Source organism: Duganella sp. SG902, from assembly GCF_013376005.1.
Lineage (GTDB): Bacteria > Pseudomonadota > Gammaproteobacteria > Burkholderiales > Burkholderiaceae_D > Rugamonas.
Window position 1 is genome coordinate 37,784 of the sequence record NZ_JABMJK010000016.1, and the last position, 14,115, is coordinate 51,898.

A 14,115-nucleotide genomic window follows, 5' to 3' on the forward strand; every position below is an offset into this window, starting at 1 on the left:
TGGACAGCCCAGCCGTGGCGGCGGACGACGATCTGCCGCCCTACCTTGGCATCAGCCTGGCCGATGTGCGGATGGTGGTCACGCCCGAGCAGGCCGCCGCCGCGCGCGACGCGCTGCGCGCCTGCGACGCCATCGGCTTCGACACCGAGTCCAAGCCCACCTTCAACAAGGGCGAGACCTCGACCGGCCCGCACCTGATTCAATTCTCCACCGACAAGCAGGCCTACCTGCTGCAGATCGGCGCCAGCACCGAGCCGCACATCCGCGCCATGCTGCTGGCCATCCTGGAATCGCCGCTGCCGCTGAAGGTCGGCTTCGGCCTGTCGGACGACGTCAAGCGCCTGCACGCCAAGCTCGACATCCGCTGCGCCGGCATCGTCGACATGTCGGTGGTGCTGCGCGCTCCGGGCCAGCGCAACGACCTCGGCGCGAAAACGGCGGTGGCCAAGTTCTTCGGCCTCAAGCTGCAGAAGTCCAAGAAGATCTCCACCACCAACTGGGCGCTGCCGCGCCTGAACGAAAAGCAGATCCTGTACGCGGCCGACGACGCCCAGGTGGCCTTGCGCGTGTACCGCCACTGGATCGGGCTGGGCAACAAACTGCCGCCGCTGAAACCGTTCAAACTGCCGAAACCACCCAAAACCGGTATATCCTAGGCATGCGGCCGACCTGCGCCGCCTGAACCAGGAGGGGTATGCCGACGTTTGCCGCTTTCAGTATCGCCGCCGCGCTGGCCGCGGCGCCCGCCGCCGCGCCGGACACGCTGGAACAGCGCGTGGCCGCCTGCCTGGCCTGCCATAGCGTGAAGGAGCGCGGCGACGCCTACTTCCCGCGCATCGCCGGCAAGCCGGCCGGCTACCTTTACAACCAGCTGCGCAACTTCCGCGACGGCCGCCGCCATTATCCGATGATGACCTATATGGTGTCACCGCTGCCGGACGCCTACCTGCGCGAGATCGCCGACTATTTCGCCGCCCAGCATCCGCCCTACGCCCAGGCCGCCGCCGGCAGTGGCAGCAACGCCGGCGCCGCCCAGCTGGCGCGCGGTGAGGCGCTGGTGCGGCAGGGCGACGCGGCGAAAAAAATACCGGCCTGCGTGGCCTGCCATGGCGCCGCGCTGGCCGGTGTCGAGCCGGCCACGCCCGGCCTGCTCGGCCTGCCCAGCGACTATATCAACGCCCAGTTCGGCAACTGGAAAAACCGCACGCGCCGCGCCGCCGCGCCCGACTGCATGGCCGACATCGCCGCCCGCCTGAGCGAGGCCGACGTGGCCGCCGTCTCCGCCTGGCTGAGCAGGCAGCCGCCCGACGCCAACGCCCGCCCGGCCACCAGCCTGCCGGCGCCCCTGCCGCTGGCCTGCGGCAGCGTCCCCGCCAGCCCGGCGTCCGGCGCCGCCGGAGGCGCGCAATGAGGAAAACCGTTTATACCGTTATCGCGCTGTTGCTGGCCGCCGTGCTGGCCGCCGGCGCACTGCTGGCGCGACAGTTCCTGGGCGACGACGCCGGCCCGGCCGGCGCATCCACCGCCGCCACGCCGGCGCCGGCCGAACGCGTCGCGCGCGGCGCCTACCTGGCCCGGGCCGGCGACTGCATGGCCTGCCACACCACGCGCGGCGGCCAGCCCTACGCCGGCGGCCGCATGCTGCAAACGCCGTTCGGCGGCGTGATCTCGCCCAACATCACCGCCGACCGCGCCACCGGCATCGGCGCCTGGTCGGCGGACGACTTCTGGCGCGCCCTGCACCACGGCAAATCACGCGACGGCCGCCTGCTCTACCCGGCCTTCCCCTACCCCAACTACACCCGCGTCACGCGCGACGACGCCGACGCCCTGTACGCCTACCTGCAAACCGTGCCGGCCGTGCACCAGTCCAACCAGCCGCACCAGTTGCGCTTCCCGTTCAAGCTCCAGATCGCGCTGGCCGCCTGGCGCGCGCTGTACTTCAAGCCCGGGGCCTACGCCGCCGACGACAAGCAATCGGTGGAATGGAATCGCGGCGCCTACCTGGTGCAGGGCCTGGGCCATTGCAGCGCCTGCCACAGCGCGCGCAACCCGCTCGGCGCGCAGGAAGGCGAAAGCCTGTCGGGCGGCATGATTCCCGCGCTGGGCTGGTACGCGCCGTCGCTCAACGCGCGCGGCGACTGGCGGCGCGAGCACCTGATGGCGCTGCTGAAAACCGGCACCTCGCCGCGGGCCACCGTGTTCGGCCCCATGGCCGAGGTGGTGCAACAAAGCCTGCAACACCTGGATGACGGCGACATCAAGGCGATCGCGGTCTACCTGCAATCGCTGCCGGCCGACAAGCCGCCGCCCGCCTTCGAGCGCGACGGCGGAGCCGAGGCCGTGGCCTTCCTCGCGGCCGGCGCCAGGCTGTATGAGAAGCATTGCGTGGACTGCCACGGCGCCGACGGCGCCGGCATGGCGCCCGCGTATCCGCCGCTGGCCGGCAATCAGTCGCTGACCATGGACAGCGCGGTCAATCCGATCCGCATCGTGCTAAATGGCGGCTTCGCGCCGGGCACGGCCGGCAATCCGCGTCCGTATAGCATGCCGCCGTTCGGGCACGCGCTGAACGACACGGAAGTGGCGCAGGTGGTGTCCTATCTGCGCGGCGCCTGGGGCAACAACGCGCCGCCGGTCAACGGCACCGACGTCAACCGCTACCGCGCGATTCCGCTCGACTAGGCGCTACGGTTCGACGAAGCCGATGCGGTCGGTGGTGGCGTTGCGCGCGTCCTGCACCGAGATCTTGCCCTCGGCCAGCAGCGCGCGCAGCGAAGTGTTCATGGTGTGGCAGCCCTCGCCCGGCTTGTCCTCCATCCAGATGCGCAGGTTGGCGATCTGGCCGTCGGCGATCATCTCGGTCACCGCCGGGTTGTTGGTCAGGCACTCGGTGGCCAGGTAGTAGCGCTCGCCCTTGACGGCCGGCAGCAGCGCCTGGCACAGCACGCCGCGCAGCGCGTGCGCCAACGCCTGCGCCTGCGGCTCGGTGTTGCCCAGCAGGCGCAGCATCTTCTGCAGGCCCAGCTCGGTCGAGCGCGCGTGCAGCGAGGCCAGCACCAGCGGGCCGGCCTCGGCCAGCGCCAGCGCCTCCTGCGCCGTTTGCGCGTCGCGGATCTCGCCGATGCAGATCACGTCCGGGCGCTCGCGCAGCGCGTCCAGCGCGCCGAGGTAGAAGCTCTCGACGTCGCCGTCAAAGCCCACCTCGCGCTGGGTGATCACGCACTGGCGCTGCGGGATCAGGGTTTCCACCGGATCCTCAATCGTGATGATGTGGCCGGAGCGGTGCTTGTTGATCTCGTCCAGCATGGAGGCGATGGTGGTCGACTTGCCCTGGCAGGTGTCGCCGATGATCAGCACCAGGCCGCTGGTCAGGCGGGCGAAATTCTGCTCGTGCCTGCCCAGGCCGAGGTTGGCCAGCGGCAGCGGCTCCTTCGGGAAGCGCCGGATCACGCAGCCGAGCCGCTTGCGGCCCTGGAAGCTGAAGCAGTTGGCGCGGATGCGCGCCGTGTGCAGGTCCACCGCGCGGTCGAAGGCGCGGTCCTGGATGCGCTCGGCCCAGTTGGGCTCGACCACCTCGAAGAATTCCTGCAGTTCCTCGCGCGTGATGGGCGAATCGGTGACCGCCACCAGGCCCTTCGGCTGGCGCAGCATCAGGGGACTGTTTTGATGGATGAGGATATCGCTGAAAATCAGCTTGGAGTTCAGCAGGTGCAGGATCTGCTCGACGAGGGTGCCGAAGACCGGGTGGTCTTCGTTCTCGATGTAGCTGAGGGTGCGGATTTGCGACGACTGGTAGTGTTCCATCTCTGTTCAGGTCTCCGGTGGGTCCCGGACGATTATAAGAGAAAAACTTGCAGAGTCGAAACTTTTTAGCTGCGCAGCTTGGGGTATTTGAAGCCGGTGCGCAAATCCATGCTGTAGCGGCTGCCGTTCTCGGTCACCAGCACGTGGTCCGGCGGCTCCTCGCCGGCCAGCGCGCGGTAAAACACCGGCAAGCCCTCCGATTTGCGCACCAGTTCGTCGCAGCGCTCGTACACGTTCGAGCAGCCGGTATCGGCCAGCAGGGCTTGCACGATCGGCACCTTCCAGGCGTCCACGCCGGCCGACTGGAACTGGCAGATCAGATAGCCGGCCGTGCCGCCATAGCTGTCCACCAGCAGGCCCGGCAGGCCGTCGTCGTCGCCGCGGATCACCGGCACCAGATCGGTCGGGGCGGCCGCGCGCACGGCGGCCGCGCGCTTGGCGATGGCGGCGCGCACACGGCGCTTCATCATGGCGTGGTCGACCGGCTCGTCCTCCCTGAAGCTCCAGATGCGCGCGCGCACCTCGGACAGCGGATTCCAGGCCGCCCGCGCCAGGAACTGGCGCGCGGAGGTTTGCACGATGGCGGTGGCGCCGGGCTTGTTCTTTTCTTGCGGGCGGCCGTCGACGCGCTCGATGGCGGTGGCGTAAATCAGGAGATCGCCGGACAGCAGGCGTTTTTCCTTGCCCTGTTTGATGGTTATGGTCAGCATGGACGAATGATACCTCATGCGCGCTCCATTCCCGGCGCAGCGCATTCTGGACCGCGCAGGATGCAGTCCGTCGCAGCGCGGTTCCGCGCGCTGCGGCGAGCCCGTACCATGCCAGCCATGATAACCAAGGAGAGCATCATGACCACTCGTCGCATCGTTTCCGCCCTGTTGCTGTCGGCCGGCCTGCTGGCCGCGAGCGCCCCTGTCCTGCTGGCCCAGGCCGGCCCCCTGAGCTGGCTGGGCGGCGGCGAGCGGGTGCAGGGCAGCGGCAAGATCGTCAAGCAAAGCCGCGAGGTCGGCCACTTCCACGCCCTGTCGGTGGGCGTGAACGGCGACGTCGAGATCCGTCTCGGCAACACCGAGAGTGTCACGGTGGAAACCGACGACAATCTGCAGGCCCTGATCGAGACCGTGGTGGAAAACGGCGCCCTGCGCGTGCGCCCGGTCAAGAACAACCTCAAGCTGGACACCCGCAACATGAAGATCGTCGTGCAGGCGCGCACGCTGGACAAGCTGTCGATCGGCGGCTCCGGCAACGTCAGCGCCGACAAGCTGAGCGGCGAAAACCTCACCATCGACGTGGGCGGCTCCGGTTCCATCACCATCGGCCAGCTGGACAGCGAGTCGGCCGCCATCGCGCTGGGCGGCAGCGGCAGCCTGAAGGCGGCCGGCAACACCGAGCGCCTGCAGATCTCGATCGGCGGCTCGGGCCGGGTGCAGGCCGGCCAGCTGCAGGCGCGCGACGCCGTGGTGAGCATCGGCGGCTCCGGCCAGGCCACGGTCTGGGCCAGGAAATCGCTGAACCTGAGCGTGGCCGGTTCGGGCGACATCAACTACTACGGCGATCCGCAGATCAGCAAGAGCATCATGGGCTCGGGCAGCATCAGGCGCCTGGGGGCCGCGCCGCAAAACTGAGCCCGGCCATACGCGGTCGGCGATTTTCTGGCAAAGTAGCGGGTGTTAATGAACGGAGATTGCCCCATGACTACCACCAGCTACCCAGACACCCGCCTGCTGATCGCCAACGAATGGAGCGACGCCACCGGCGGCAAGACCATTCCGGTGCTGAACCCGGCCACCGGCAAGCCGATCGGCACGGTGGCGCACGCCAGCATCGCCGACCTCGATCGCGCGCTGGCCGCGGCGCAGCGCGGCTTCGACGCCTGGCGCAAGGTGCCGGCCCACGAGCGCGCCGCCATCATGCGCCGCGCCGCCAGCCTGCTGCGCGAGCGCGCCGACGAGATCGGCCGCCTGCTGACGCAGGAACAGGGCAAGCCGCTGGTGCAGGCGCGCGGCGAGGCGCTGGCCGGCGCCGACATCATCGACTGGTTCGCGGCCGAAGGCATGCGCGTGTATGGCCGTATCGTGCCGTCGCGCAATCCGGCGGCGCAGCAACTGGTGCTGAAGGAACCGGTCGGCCCGGTGGCGGCGTTCACGCCGTGGAACTTCCCGATCAACCAGGTGGTGCGCAAGCTGGCGGCGGCGCTGGCCACCGGCTGCTCCTTCCTGTGCAAGGCGCCGGAGGAGACCCCCGCCTCGCCGGCCGCGCTGTTCCAGTGCTTCGTGGACGCCGGCGTGCCGGCCGGCGCGGTCGGCCTGGTGTTCGGCAACCCGGCCGAGATTTCCAACTACCTGATTCCGCATCCGGTGATCCGCAAGGTGACCTTCACCGGCTCGACCCCGGTCGGCAAGCAGCTGGCCGCTTTGGCCGGCGCGCACATGAAGCGTGTGACCATGGAGCTGGGCGGCCATGCACCGGTGATCGTGGCCGATGACGCCGACGTGGCGCTGGCGGTGGAAGCGACCGGCGGCGCCAAGTTCCGCAACGCCGGCCAGGTGTGCATTTCGCCGACCCGCTTCCTGGTGCACAACAGCATCAAGGATGAATTCACGCGCGCGCTGGTGGCGCATGCCGAGCGCCTGCAACTGGGCAATGGCCTGGTCGAGGGCACGACACTGGGTCCGCTGGCCAACGAGCGCCGCGTGGCGGCCATGAGCAGCGTGGTGGCCGACGCGCGCGCCAAGGGCGCCAAGGTAGCCACCGGCGGCGAGCGCGTGGGCACGGAGGGCAACTTCTTCGCGCCGACCATCCTGGCCGACGTGCCGCTGGACGCCAGCGTGTTCAACGACGAGCCGTTCGGCCCGGTGGCGGCGATTCGCGGCTTCGATAGCCTGGACGAGGCGATCGCCGAGGCCAACCGTCTGCCGTTCGGCCTGGCGGGCTATGCCTTCACCCGCTCGATCAAGAACGCGCACCAGCTGATGCACAATGTGGAAGTGGGCATGCTGTGGTTGAACCAGCCGGCCACGCCGAGCGCCGAAATGCCGTTTGGCGGCATCAAGGATTCCGGCTACGGTTCGGAAGGCGGCCCGGAAGCGCTGGAAGCTTATCTCAACACCAAGGCGGTGTCGCTGCTGGGCGTGTAAGCCTGTTCAGCCCTCGGCAAACAATTGCCGGGGGCTGGCGCCAGCAAACAAGGACTTGATCCACGCGCGCAGCTGACCAACATCAGCCTGCGCGATCTTGCCAGCAGCCTCGACAGGCACGTCCCCGGCCAGCAAATCCCTCAAGACGCCCTGCAGCGCCAGCAACTCGCCTTGCTGCATGCCCTGTTGTACTCCCTCCTGCAATGCCTCCTCTTGAGGCTGCACCAGTCGCCGGATGAAGTCTTCCGTGATGAGTTCGTTGAAACGGGGTTGTCTTTTGGCGTTCATAACCAAGCCCTCCTCCCAATCAATGTTAGTGCTGCCCCCAGCGCCACGCAAGGTGAGCAGCAGCCAGCGCTGGAGGCTTGCGCGCGCGGGTGCCAGGTCCGGCAACATAAGGCGCGCCAACAGCATGTTGAGCGCGGCCGCCCTCTCAGTCTCGGTGCGTGAGCGCAGCAAGCAAAACAGTAGTGGCACGATATCTCCTCGCGCCCAGTCATGATGCGCCACCAGATCCTGATACAGCAAACCAATGTACACCTGCATGCGCAGCGCCATCCATTTGTCCGGCCGCGACTGGAACTCCAGCAGGATGTAGACATACACCCACTCGCCATCGATGCGCGCCCGCCACACCACGTCCTCATGGCGCGCCTTGCCTTCGTCGCTGGTGTAGCTGGCGTTGACGCGTTCGAACGCGCCCACCTCCAACTGCTGCGCCCAACCCGCTGGCAGAAAGCCAGCCACCAGATCGCGCACGATTTCCGGGTGGGAGAACAACTGCTTGTAGAGGGCGTCGGCGGGGGCGGTCATGAAAGAATATTCTAGCGTTCGCTGGCATTGCCGGGTACGCTAGGCGGCGAGCTTGGTTTGGCGCTCCTCAAACAGATACCAACTAAACGGGAGAATTACTTGAAAGCGATCACCTCGTCTATCCTGATGCTGGCCTGCGCCGCCGCTTGCGCGGCGGAGCCTGCCACCATCGCCGTCAAAGCCGCCCACATGGTTGACGTGCGCAACGGTACGCTGGTCGACAATGCCGTGGTGCTGATCAGCGGCGAGCGCATCACCGCCGCCGGCAGCAAGCTGGCCATCCCGGCCGGCGCCCAGGTCATCGACCTCGGCAACAAGACCCTGCTGCCGGGCCTGATCGACGCCCACACCCACATCACCGGCAATCCGGAAGACGCCGGTTACAGCCTGATCGCCAAGTCGGTGCCGCGCATCACGCTGAGCGGCGCGCGCAACGCGCTGGTCACGCTGCGCGCCGGCTTCACCACCATCCGCGACGTCGGCGCCGACGCCTACACCGACATCGGCCTGCGCGACGCCATCAACGACGGCGACGTGCCCGGCCCGCGCATGCTCGCCTCCGGCCCGCCACTGAGCATCACCGGCGGCCACTGCGACGAAACCATGCACGCGCCCGAATACAAGCTCACCGCGCTGGGCGTGGCCGACGGCCACGACGAGGCGCTGAAGGTCACGCGCCGCAACATCAAGTACGGCGCCGACGTCATCAAGATCTGCGCCACCGGCGGCGTGCTGTCGTTCGGCGACGACCCGCGCACCTCGCAATACACGCTGGACGAGCTGAAGGCCATCATCGGCGACGCCCATCGCCTCGGCCGCAAGACCGCCGCCCACGCCCACGGCGGCGACGGCATCAAGCTGTCGGTGCTGGCCGGCGTCGATTCGATCGAGCACGGCTCCTACATCGACGACGAAGGCATTCGGCTGATGAAGGAGTACAAGACCTACTTGGTGCCGACGCTGTACCTGGGCGACTGGCTGATCGAGAACGCCGAGGCCATCAAGCTGCCCAAGCCGCTGCTGGAGAAAGCCAAGGTGGTGCTGCCGACCGCGCGCGTCAACATCGGCAAGGCCATCAAGGCCGGCGTGCCGATCGCCTTCGGCACCGACGCCGCCGTCTACCCGCACGGCCTGAACGCGCGCGAGTTCGGCGTGCTGGTCAAGCTGGGCATGACGCCGGCGCAGGCGATCCGCACCGCCACCGTCAACGCGGCCGATCTGCTGGGCTGGAGCGACAAGGTGGGCAGCATCGAGGCCGGCAAGTACGCCGACCTCATCGCCGTGGACGGCGAGCCGCTGAAGGATGTGAAGACGCTGGAGCAGGTCCAGTGGGTGATGAAAGGCGGCGCCGTGGTGAAGTGATCAGTGCGCGTGGTTCGGCGTGCCCGCCGGCGGCGTGACGGTCAGGCCGGTGGTGGCCTGGCCGTCGCAACCGTGGCCGACGCGGAAGGCCAGCTTCTGATAGGTGCCCGGGTACGCCGTCGCCTGATCCAGCGTGACATGCGCCTGCGCGGCAGTGACGCCCAGCATGGCCAACAGGGTGAAGCACTTCTTCATCTCAGCCTTCCTTAAAAGATCAACGCTCGGACTTCAAGACCTCGCGCGCGATTTCCACCGTGGTGGTGCCGTCGGTCAGCCAGATCTGGCCGTCCTGGATGGTGCACTGCAGCTGCATGGTGCGCTGGGCCATCTTGCCCAGCTGTTCGGTGGCCGCGGCGTCGAGGTCGACCACGGTCAGGTTCTTGCAGCGCTCGACCTTGTTGGCCAGGCCCTTCCACCAGATGTGGCTGGTGGCCGCGTAGCTGTACACGTAGACGTGCTCGGAACGACCGCACGCCTTCAGGATCACCTTCTCGTCCGGCTGGCCGACCTGGATCGACAGCTCGATGGCGCCGGTCAGGTCCTTGTGCCACAGGTCCGGCTCGTCGACGTCGAACAGGCCCTTGGTGAACGTCAGCGCCTCGTTGGCGTGGATGGCGAAGGCGATCAGCCGCACCATCATGCGCTCGTCGGTCTCGGACGGATGGCGCGCCAGCGTCAGCTGGTGCGTCTCGTAGTAATTGCGGTCCATGTCCGCGATCGACAGTTCTGCTTTGTAAATTGTTGCTTTGAGGGCCATCTAAAAATCTCTTACTTGAATACGACGGTTTTCGCGCCGTTCTGCAGCACGCGGTGTTCGACGAACCACTTCACCGCGCGCGCCAGCACCACGCATTCGACGTCGCGGCCGATGGCGGACAGGGTCTCGGCGTCCATCGAGTGATCGACGCGCTCGACGTCCTGCTCGATGATCGGGCCCTCGTCCAGGTCGCCGGTGACGAAGTGCGCGGTCGCGCCGATCAGCTTGACGCCGCGGTGGTGCGCCTGCGCATACGGCTTGGCGCCCTTGAAGCTCGGCAGGAACGAGTGGTGAATATTGATCGCCTTGCCCTTGAGCGCCTCGCACAGGCCGGGCGACAGGATCTGCATGTAGCGCGCCAGCACCACCAGGTCGATCTTGTGGGTGTTGATCAGCTCGATGATCCTGGCCTCCTGCGCCAGCTTGTCCTCCAGCGGCGCGCCGGTAGCCAGCGGCAGGTGGTGGAACGGAATGTTGTAGCTGGCGGCCAGCTGGTAGAAGTCCATGTGGTTGGACACGATGGCCGGGATCTCCACCGGCAGCAGGCCGCTCTTGTAGCGGAACAGCAGGTCGTTGAGGCAATGGCCGATCTTCGACACCATCAGCATCACGCGCGGCTTGTAGTGGGCGTCGCGCAGCTCCCAGTCGAGCCGCATGTCGTCCGCCAGCAGGCCGAAGTCGGCGCGCAGCAGCTCGTCGTTGATGTTGCTGTCTTCCAGCGAGAAGTGCACGCGCATGAAGAACAGCTTCGATTCGCTGTCGCCGAACTGGGCCGAGTCGATGATGTTGCAGCCGTGGTCAGCCAGGAAGCCCGAAACGCGATGCACGATTCCGCGCTGGTCCAGGCAAGACAGTGTCAAAATGTATTCGGGATTGCTCATAAAACCGTGGTAGGTTGGACAAAAAGATATCTATTGTCGCATGCCTTGCCGCCGGCGACAAAAATAGCACGATCGTGCAATTTGAGATATAGTCATCCCACCCCACACAAGGAGGCTATACATGGAGACAAATCTGCAATTCCGCCTGGCCGCGCGGCCGGTCGGCATGGTCAAGGACAGCGACTGGCAACAGGCCGAGGAGCCGCTGCGCCCGCTGGCCGAGGGCGAGATCCGCGTCAAGGTGCTGTACCTGTCGCTCGATCCGGCCATGCGCGGCTGGATGAACGAAGGCAAATCCTACATCCGTCCGGTCGCCATCGGCGAGGTGATGCGCGCCGGCGGCGTCGGCGTCGTGGTCGAATCGAAGTCGCCCAGGTTTGCCGTCGGCGACCACGTGTCCGGCGGCACCGGTGTGCAGCGTTACTGGACCGGGGCGGCCGACGACAAGAGCGGCGCCTTCCACAAGATCGCCCCCGGACTGGCGCCACCGACCACCTGGCTGAACACCCTGGGCATGCCGGGCATGACCGCCTACTTCGGCCTGCTCGAGTCCGGCCAGCCAAAGGCCGGCGAGACCGTGGTGGTGTCGGGCGCGGCGGGCGCGGTCGGCCAGACCGTCGGCCAGGTCGCCAGGCAGCTGGGCTGTCGCGTGGTCGGCATCGCCGGCGGCAGGGACAAGTGCGATTTCGTGGTCAATCAGCTGGGCTTTGACGCCTGCATCGACTACAAGAACGACGCGGTCAAGGATGGCCTCAAGCAGCACTGCCCGCAGGGCGTGGACGTTTATTTCGACAACGTCGGCGGCGAAATCCTCGACACCGTGCTCACCCGCATCAACCTGCGCGCGCGCATCGTCATCTGCGGCGCCATCTCGCAGTACAACAACACCACGCCGGTGAAGGGGCCGTCGAACTACCTGTCGCTGCTGGTCAACCGCGCCCGCATGGAGGGCATCGTGGTGTTCGACTACGCCGACCGCTACCACCTGGGCGTGGCCGCGCTGGCGGGCTGGCTCAAGGAGGGCAAGATCCAGAGCAAGGAAGACGTGGTGCAGGGCCTGGAAAACTTCCCGCAAGCGCTGAACATGCTGTTTGAAGGGAAAAACTTCGGCAAATTGGTGCTGCAGGTGGCCACGCCGTAAAAACACGGGAACCTTCCGTTCGCCTCGGCGTCTATGCAAATACCGCCAACACGCCGAGGACCCATTATGTTCCCACAACTGCCTTCCCCCGCCTTCCGTCCCCACGTCGCAGTCCTGCTCGACTTCTACATCGACGTTTCCCTGCGCACGCTGCAAGCCATGCAGAAAATCAGCGAGCTGAACCTGCAGCTCGGGCGCGACCTGCTGGCCGACAGCGGCGTCAATATGCAGCAACTGATGTCCAGCAAGAACGCATCGCAATTCAACACCACCCTCGCCGCCCAGATGGCGCGCCACCAGCCGGGCAGCCAGCTGCGTCACTAAGTGGAACTTCCGTCAACGTTGAAGCTCTAACCACACAGAGCAGCGGGCCAGTCCCGCTGCCTTCTCTCAATCCAGACGGAGGTTTAAATGGCAAACAACTCAGCAAGCGACAAACCCAAGGGCACGGCCAAGCGCGGCTTCGCCGCCATGGACGAGGCCACCCAGCGCGCCATCGCCAGCAAGGGCGGGCAAGCCGCCCACCAAAAAGGCACGGCGCATGAATTCGATTCGGAGGAAGCGCGCCGCGCCGGCCAGAAAGGCGGCGAGGCCGTCAGCCGCGACCGCGAGCACATGGCCGCCATCGGCCGCAAGGGTGGCGAGAGCCGCCAGTCGGCCGCCCGCGCGGCGGCGGAAAAGAACGGCGCGCGCAGCGCCGCCGGCTCCGAGCAATCGTCAAAGGGGGGCAACAAGCAGTAGGCGCTTATGCCGGCGTGCCGATGATCACACTGGACGCCTTGAAGATGGCGCTGGCCTCGGCGCCGACCTCCAGCGCCAGCGCCTCGCCGCTATCGCGCGTGACGATGGCGGCAATCGCGCCGCCGCCCGGCAGTTCGATGCTGACTTCGGTGTTGACCGCGCCCGGCAGCACGCGGCTCACCTTGCCCGTCAAACGGTTGCGCGCCGAAAGCTTGACGCCACCCAGCTCGGTGGCGACGATGATGGAAGAGGCCTTGATCAGCGCGAACGCCTCCACACCCGGCCGCAGTCCCAGGCTCTGGCTGCTGTCGCGCGTGATGGTGGCCACGATGTGCTGACCGCCAACGATTTCCAGCACCACCTCGTCATTGACCGCGCCCTGCTTCAAGGCCAACACCTTGCCGCTGAACTGATTGCGCGCGCTGGTTTTCATCTTCATCCTTTGCAGCAGTAAAAAATCGTCGGCCAGCGCGTGCGACTGGCTGCTCAGGTGCGCGACGAACTCGCGGTGCGCGTCATCGACCTTGCGGAAGTTTTCCACCAGTTGCGCGCCGCGCCGCGTGAGCCGCGTGCCGCCGCCGCCCTTGCCGCCGGCCAGCCGTTCCACCAGCGGTTCGCCGGCCAGGTTGTTCATCGCCTCGATCGCATCCCAGGCGCCCTTGTAGCTCATGCCGACCGCCCTGGCCGCCGCCGTGATCGAACCTTCCGCCGCCACCGCCGCCAGCAGCGCCACGCGCTCCTGCCCGCCCAGCTTCTGGCCGTCGATGGTCAGCCACACATTGCCTTGCAATTCCATGGTCATGGCTGTTGCTCCTCCACGATGCGCCCGCCGTCCATGCGCAGCACATGCTCGCCAAACACCCGCACATCTTCGGGATCATGCGTGATGATCAGCATCGGAATGGCCAGCCGGCGCTGCAGGGTATCCAGCTCGGCGCGCATGCGCTCGCGCAGGCCGGGGTCGAGCGCGGCGAACGGCTCGTCCAGCAGCAGCGCCGACGGCCGCGGCGCCAGCGCGCGCGCCAGTGCCACGCGTTGCCGCTGGCCGCCCGACAGCTGATGCGGAAACTGGTGCGCCACCTGTTCCAGCTCGAACCTCCGCAGCCAGTAGCGTATCGCCTCCTCGTCCACCGAGGCGCGCGGATTGCGCCAACCGCGCCGCAAGCCGAAACCGACGTTCTGCCGCACGTTCAGATGGGGAAACAGCGCATAGTCCTGGAACAGGTAGGCCACATTGCGCTCGCGCGCCGGCAGGTTGACGCCGCCGGCGCCGTCATACAGGCAGCGGCCGGCAAGCGCGATGCGGCCGCGGTCCGGCGTCACCAGCCCCGCCAGCGCTTTCATCATCTGGCTCTTGCCGGCGCCGGACGGGCCATGCACCACCACGCGCCGGGCGGCCGAGGCAAAGCGCACCTCCAGCTGGAATTCGCGCTCGCCGGAGCGCAGGGTCTTGCTGATGTCGAGAGAGATTTCCAT

Annotated in this window: 18 protein-coding genes; 10 read left to right on the plus strand and 8 right to left on the minus strand. The window is 67.1% G+C overall.

What is annotated here, in order from left to right:
• The first annotated feature begins 71 nt into the window (after positions 1-71).
• From FHW83_RS25175 to FHW83_RS25185, 3 genes are read left to right on the plus strand one after another with little or no spacing between them, the layout of a single operon-like run.
• The gene (locus tag FHW83_RS25175; RefSeq protein WP_176649199.1) at positions 72-656 is read left to right on the plus strand and encodes a 3'-5' exonuclease; all 585 of its coding nucleotides are present in this window, start codon (positions 72-74) and stop codon (positions 654-656) included.
• 38 nt (positions 657-694) lie between these two features.
• Positions 695-1,411, plus strand: a complete 717-nt coding sequence (locus tag FHW83_RS25180; RefSeq protein ID WP_176649114.1) for a c-type cytochrome — start codon at positions 695-697, stop codon at positions 1,409-1,411.
• A complete protein-coding gene (locus tag FHW83_RS25185; RefSeq protein WP_176649115.1) occupies positions 1,408-2,685 on the plus strand; it encodes a cytochrome c in 1,278 nt (425 codons plus the stop codon). Before FHW83_RS25180 ends, FHW83_RS25185 begins: the two co-directional genes overlap by 4 nt.
• 3 nt (positions 2,686-2,688) lie before the next feature.
• Here the strand turns inward: FHW83_RS25185 and FHW83_RS25190 are convergent, their stop codons facing one another.
• Together FHW83_RS25190 and FHW83_RS25195 are read right to left on the minus strand one after the other, a co-directional pair.
• The gene (locus FHW83_RS25190) at positions 2,689-3,807 is read right to left on the minus strand and encodes a type IV pilus twitching motility protein PilT (RefSeq protein WP_176649116.1); all 1,119 of its coding nucleotides are present in this window, start codon (positions 3,805-3,807) and stop codon (positions 2,689-2,691) included.
• A gap of 65 nt (positions 3,808-3,872) precedes the next feature.
• Positions 3,873-4,517: an SAM-dependent methyltransferase gene (locus tag FHW83_RS25195; RefSeq protein ID WP_176649117.1), complete on the minus strand. Its 645-nt coding sequence runs from the start codon at positions 4,515-4,517 to the stop codon at positions 3,873-3,875.
• A 138-nt stretch (positions 4,518-4,655) separates the two neighbouring features.
• Between FHW83_RS25195 and FHW83_RS25200 the strand changes: the two genes are divergently transcribed.
• Positions 4,656-5,432 carry a head GIN domain-containing protein gene (locus FHW83_RS25200; protein WP_229224357.1) on the plus strand — a complete coding sequence of 259 codons (777 nt, stop codon included), beginning with the start codon at positions 4,656-4,658 and terminating at the stop codon, positions 5,430-5,432.
• Positions 5,433-5,498: 66 nt separating this feature from the next.
• Positions 5,499-6,944: an NAD-dependent succinate-semialdehyde dehydrogenase gene (locus FHW83_RS25205; protein WP_176649118.1), complete on the plus strand. Its 1,446-nt coding sequence runs from the start codon at positions 5,499-5,501 to the stop codon at positions 6,942-6,944.
• Positions 6,945-6,950: 6 nt separating this feature from the next.
• Here FHW83_RS25205 and FHW83_RS25210 read toward each other — a convergent pair whose 3' ends face one another.
• Entirely contained in the window at positions 6,951-7,757 is an 807-nt protein-coding gene (locus tag FHW83_RS25210; protein WP_176649119.1) for an Rpn family recombination-promoting nuclease/putative transposase, read from the minus strand.
• An 8-nt stretch (positions 7,758-7,765) separates the two neighbouring features.
• Between FHW83_RS25210 and FHW83_RS31410 the strand changes: the two genes are divergently transcribed.
• Positions 7,766-7,843, plus strand: a complete 78-nt coding sequence (locus FHW83_RS31410) for a hypothetical protein (RefSeq protein WP_176649201.1) — start codon at positions 7,766-7,768, stop codon at positions 7,841-7,843.
• Positions 7,844-7,856: 13 nt separating this feature from the next.
• Entirely contained in the window at positions 7,857-9,119 is a 1,263-nt protein-coding gene (locus tag FHW83_RS25220; RefSeq protein ID WP_229224358.1) for an amidohydrolase family protein, read from the plus strand.
• Here the strand turns inward: FHW83_RS25220 and FHW83_RS25225 are convergent, their stop codons facing one another.
• From FHW83_RS25225 to purU, 3 genes are read right to left on the minus strand one after another with little or no spacing between them, the layout of a single operon-like run.
• Complete coding sequence (locus FHW83_RS25225; protein ID WP_176649120.1) at positions 9,120-9,314, minus strand: DUF1775 domain-containing protein; 195 nt, start codon at positions 9,312-9,314, stop codon at positions 9,120-9,122.
• A gap of 19 nt (positions 9,315-9,333) precedes the next feature.
• Positions 9,334-9,876, minus strand: coding sequence for a YaeQ family protein (locus FHW83_RS25230; RefSeq protein WP_176649121.1), 543 nt, complete (start codon positions 9,874-9,876; stop codon positions 9,334-9,336).
• 11 nt (positions 9,877-9,887) lie between these two features.
• The gene (gene purU, locus FHW83_RS25235) at positions 9,888-10,757 is read right to left on the minus strand and encodes a formyltetrahydrofolate deformylase (protein WP_176649122.1); all 870 of its coding nucleotides are present in this window, start codon (positions 10,755-10,757) and stop codon (positions 9,888-9,890) included.
• 121 nt (positions 10,758-10,878) lie between these two features.
• Between purU and FHW83_RS25240 the strand changes: the two genes are divergently transcribed.
• The 3 genes from FHW83_RS25240 to FHW83_RS25250 all read left to right on the plus strand — a co-directional run bounded on the left by FHW83_RS25240 (position 10,879) and on the right by FHW83_RS25250 (position 12,639).
• On the plus strand, positions 10,879-11,898 hold the full coding sequence (locus FHW83_RS25240; protein WP_176649123.1) for an NADP-dependent oxidoreductase: 1,020 nt from the start codon (positions 10,879-10,881) through the stop codon (positions 11,896-11,898).
• 66 nt (positions 11,899-11,964) lie between these two features.
• On the plus strand, positions 11,965-12,222 hold the full coding sequence (locus tag FHW83_RS25245) for a hypothetical protein (RefSeq protein WP_176649124.1): 258 nt from the start codon (positions 11,965-11,967) through the stop codon (positions 12,220-12,222).
• 87 nt (positions 12,223-12,309) lie between these two features.
• Positions 12,310-12,639 (plus strand): KGG domain-containing protein, encoded by a 330-nt coding sequence (locus FHW83_RS25250; RefSeq protein ID WP_176649125.1) that lies wholly within the window; start codon positions 12,310-12,312, stop codon positions 12,637-12,639.
• Between the two features lie 4 nt (positions 12,640-12,643).
• Here the strand turns inward: FHW83_RS25250 and FHW83_RS25255 are convergent, their stop codons facing one another.
• Both FHW83_RS25255 and FHW83_RS25260 read right to left on the minus strand, forming a co-directional pair.
• Positions 12,644-13,435 carry a TOBE domain-containing protein gene (locus FHW83_RS25255; protein ID WP_176649203.1) on the minus strand — a complete coding sequence of 264 codons (792 nt, stop codon included), beginning with the start codon at positions 13,433-13,435 and terminating at the stop codon, positions 12,644-12,646.
• A 2-nt stretch (positions 13,436-13,437) separates the two neighbouring features.
• A complete protein-coding gene (locus FHW83_RS25260; protein ID WP_176649126.1) occupies positions 13,438-14,115 on the minus strand; it encodes an ABC transporter ATP-binding protein in 678 nt (225 codons plus the stop codon).

Coding starts and splice junctions, on each gene's coding strand:
- FHW83_RS25175 (WP_176649199.1), top strand. CDS start 72: ATGGTGGTCACGCCCGAGCAGGCCGCCGCCGCGCGCGACGCGCTGCGC.
- FHW83_RS25180 (WP_176649114.1), top strand. CDS start 695: ATGCCGACGTTTGCCGCTTTCAGTATCGCCGCCGCGCTGGCCGCGGCG.
- FHW83_RS25185 (WP_176649115.1), top strand. CDS start 1,408: ATGAGGAAAACCGTTTATACCGTTATCGCGCTGTTGCTGGCCGCCGTG.
- FHW83_RS25190 (WP_176649116.1), bottom strand. CDS start 3,807: ATGGAACACTACCAGTCGTCGCAAATCCGCACCCTCAGCTACATCGAG.
- FHW83_RS25195 (WP_176649117.1), bottom strand. CDS start 4,517: ATGCTGACCATAACCATCAAACAGGGCAAGGAAAAACGCCTGCTGTCC.
- FHW83_RS25200 (WP_229224357.1), top strand. CDS start 4,656: ATGACCACTCGTCGCATCGTTTCCGCCCTGTTGCTGTCGGCCGGCCTG.
- FHW83_RS25205 (WP_176649118.1), top strand. CDS start 5,499: ATGACTACCACCAGCTACCCAGACACCCGCCTGCTGATCGCCAACGAA.
- FHW83_RS25210 (WP_176649119.1), bottom strand. CDS start 7,757: ATGACCGCCCCCGCCGACGCCCTCTACAAGCAGTTGTTCTCCCACCCG.
- FHW83_RS25225 (WP_176649120.1), bottom strand. CDS start 9,314: ATGAAGAAGTGCTTCACCCTGTTGGCCATGCTGGGCGTCACTGCCGCG.
- FHW83_RS25230 (WP_176649121.1), bottom strand. CDS start 9,876: ATGGCCCTCAAAGCAACAATTTACAAAGCAGAACTGTCGATCGCGGAC.
- purU (WP_176649122.1), bottom strand. CDS start 10,757: ATGAGCAATCCCGAATACATTTTGACACTGTCTTGCCTGGACCAGCGC.
- FHW83_RS25240 (WP_176649123.1), top strand. CDS start 10,879: ATGGAGACAAATCTGCAATTCCGCCTGGCCGCGCGGCCGGTCGGCATG.
- FHW83_RS25245 (WP_176649124.1), top strand. CDS start 11,965: ATGTTCCCACAACTGCCTTCCCCCGCCTTCCGTCCCCACGTCGCAGTC.
- FHW83_RS25250 (WP_176649125.1), top strand. CDS start 12,310: ATGGCAAACAACTCAGCAAGCGACAAACCCAAGGGCACGGCCAAGCGC.
- FHW83_RS25255 (WP_176649203.1), bottom strand. CDS start 13,435: ATGGAATTGCAAGGCAATGTGTGGCTGACCATCGACGGCCAGAAGCTG.
- FHW83_RS25260 (WP_176649126.1), bottom strand. CDS start 14,115: ATGGAAATCTCTCTCGACATCAGCAAGACCCTGCGCTCCGGCGAGCGC.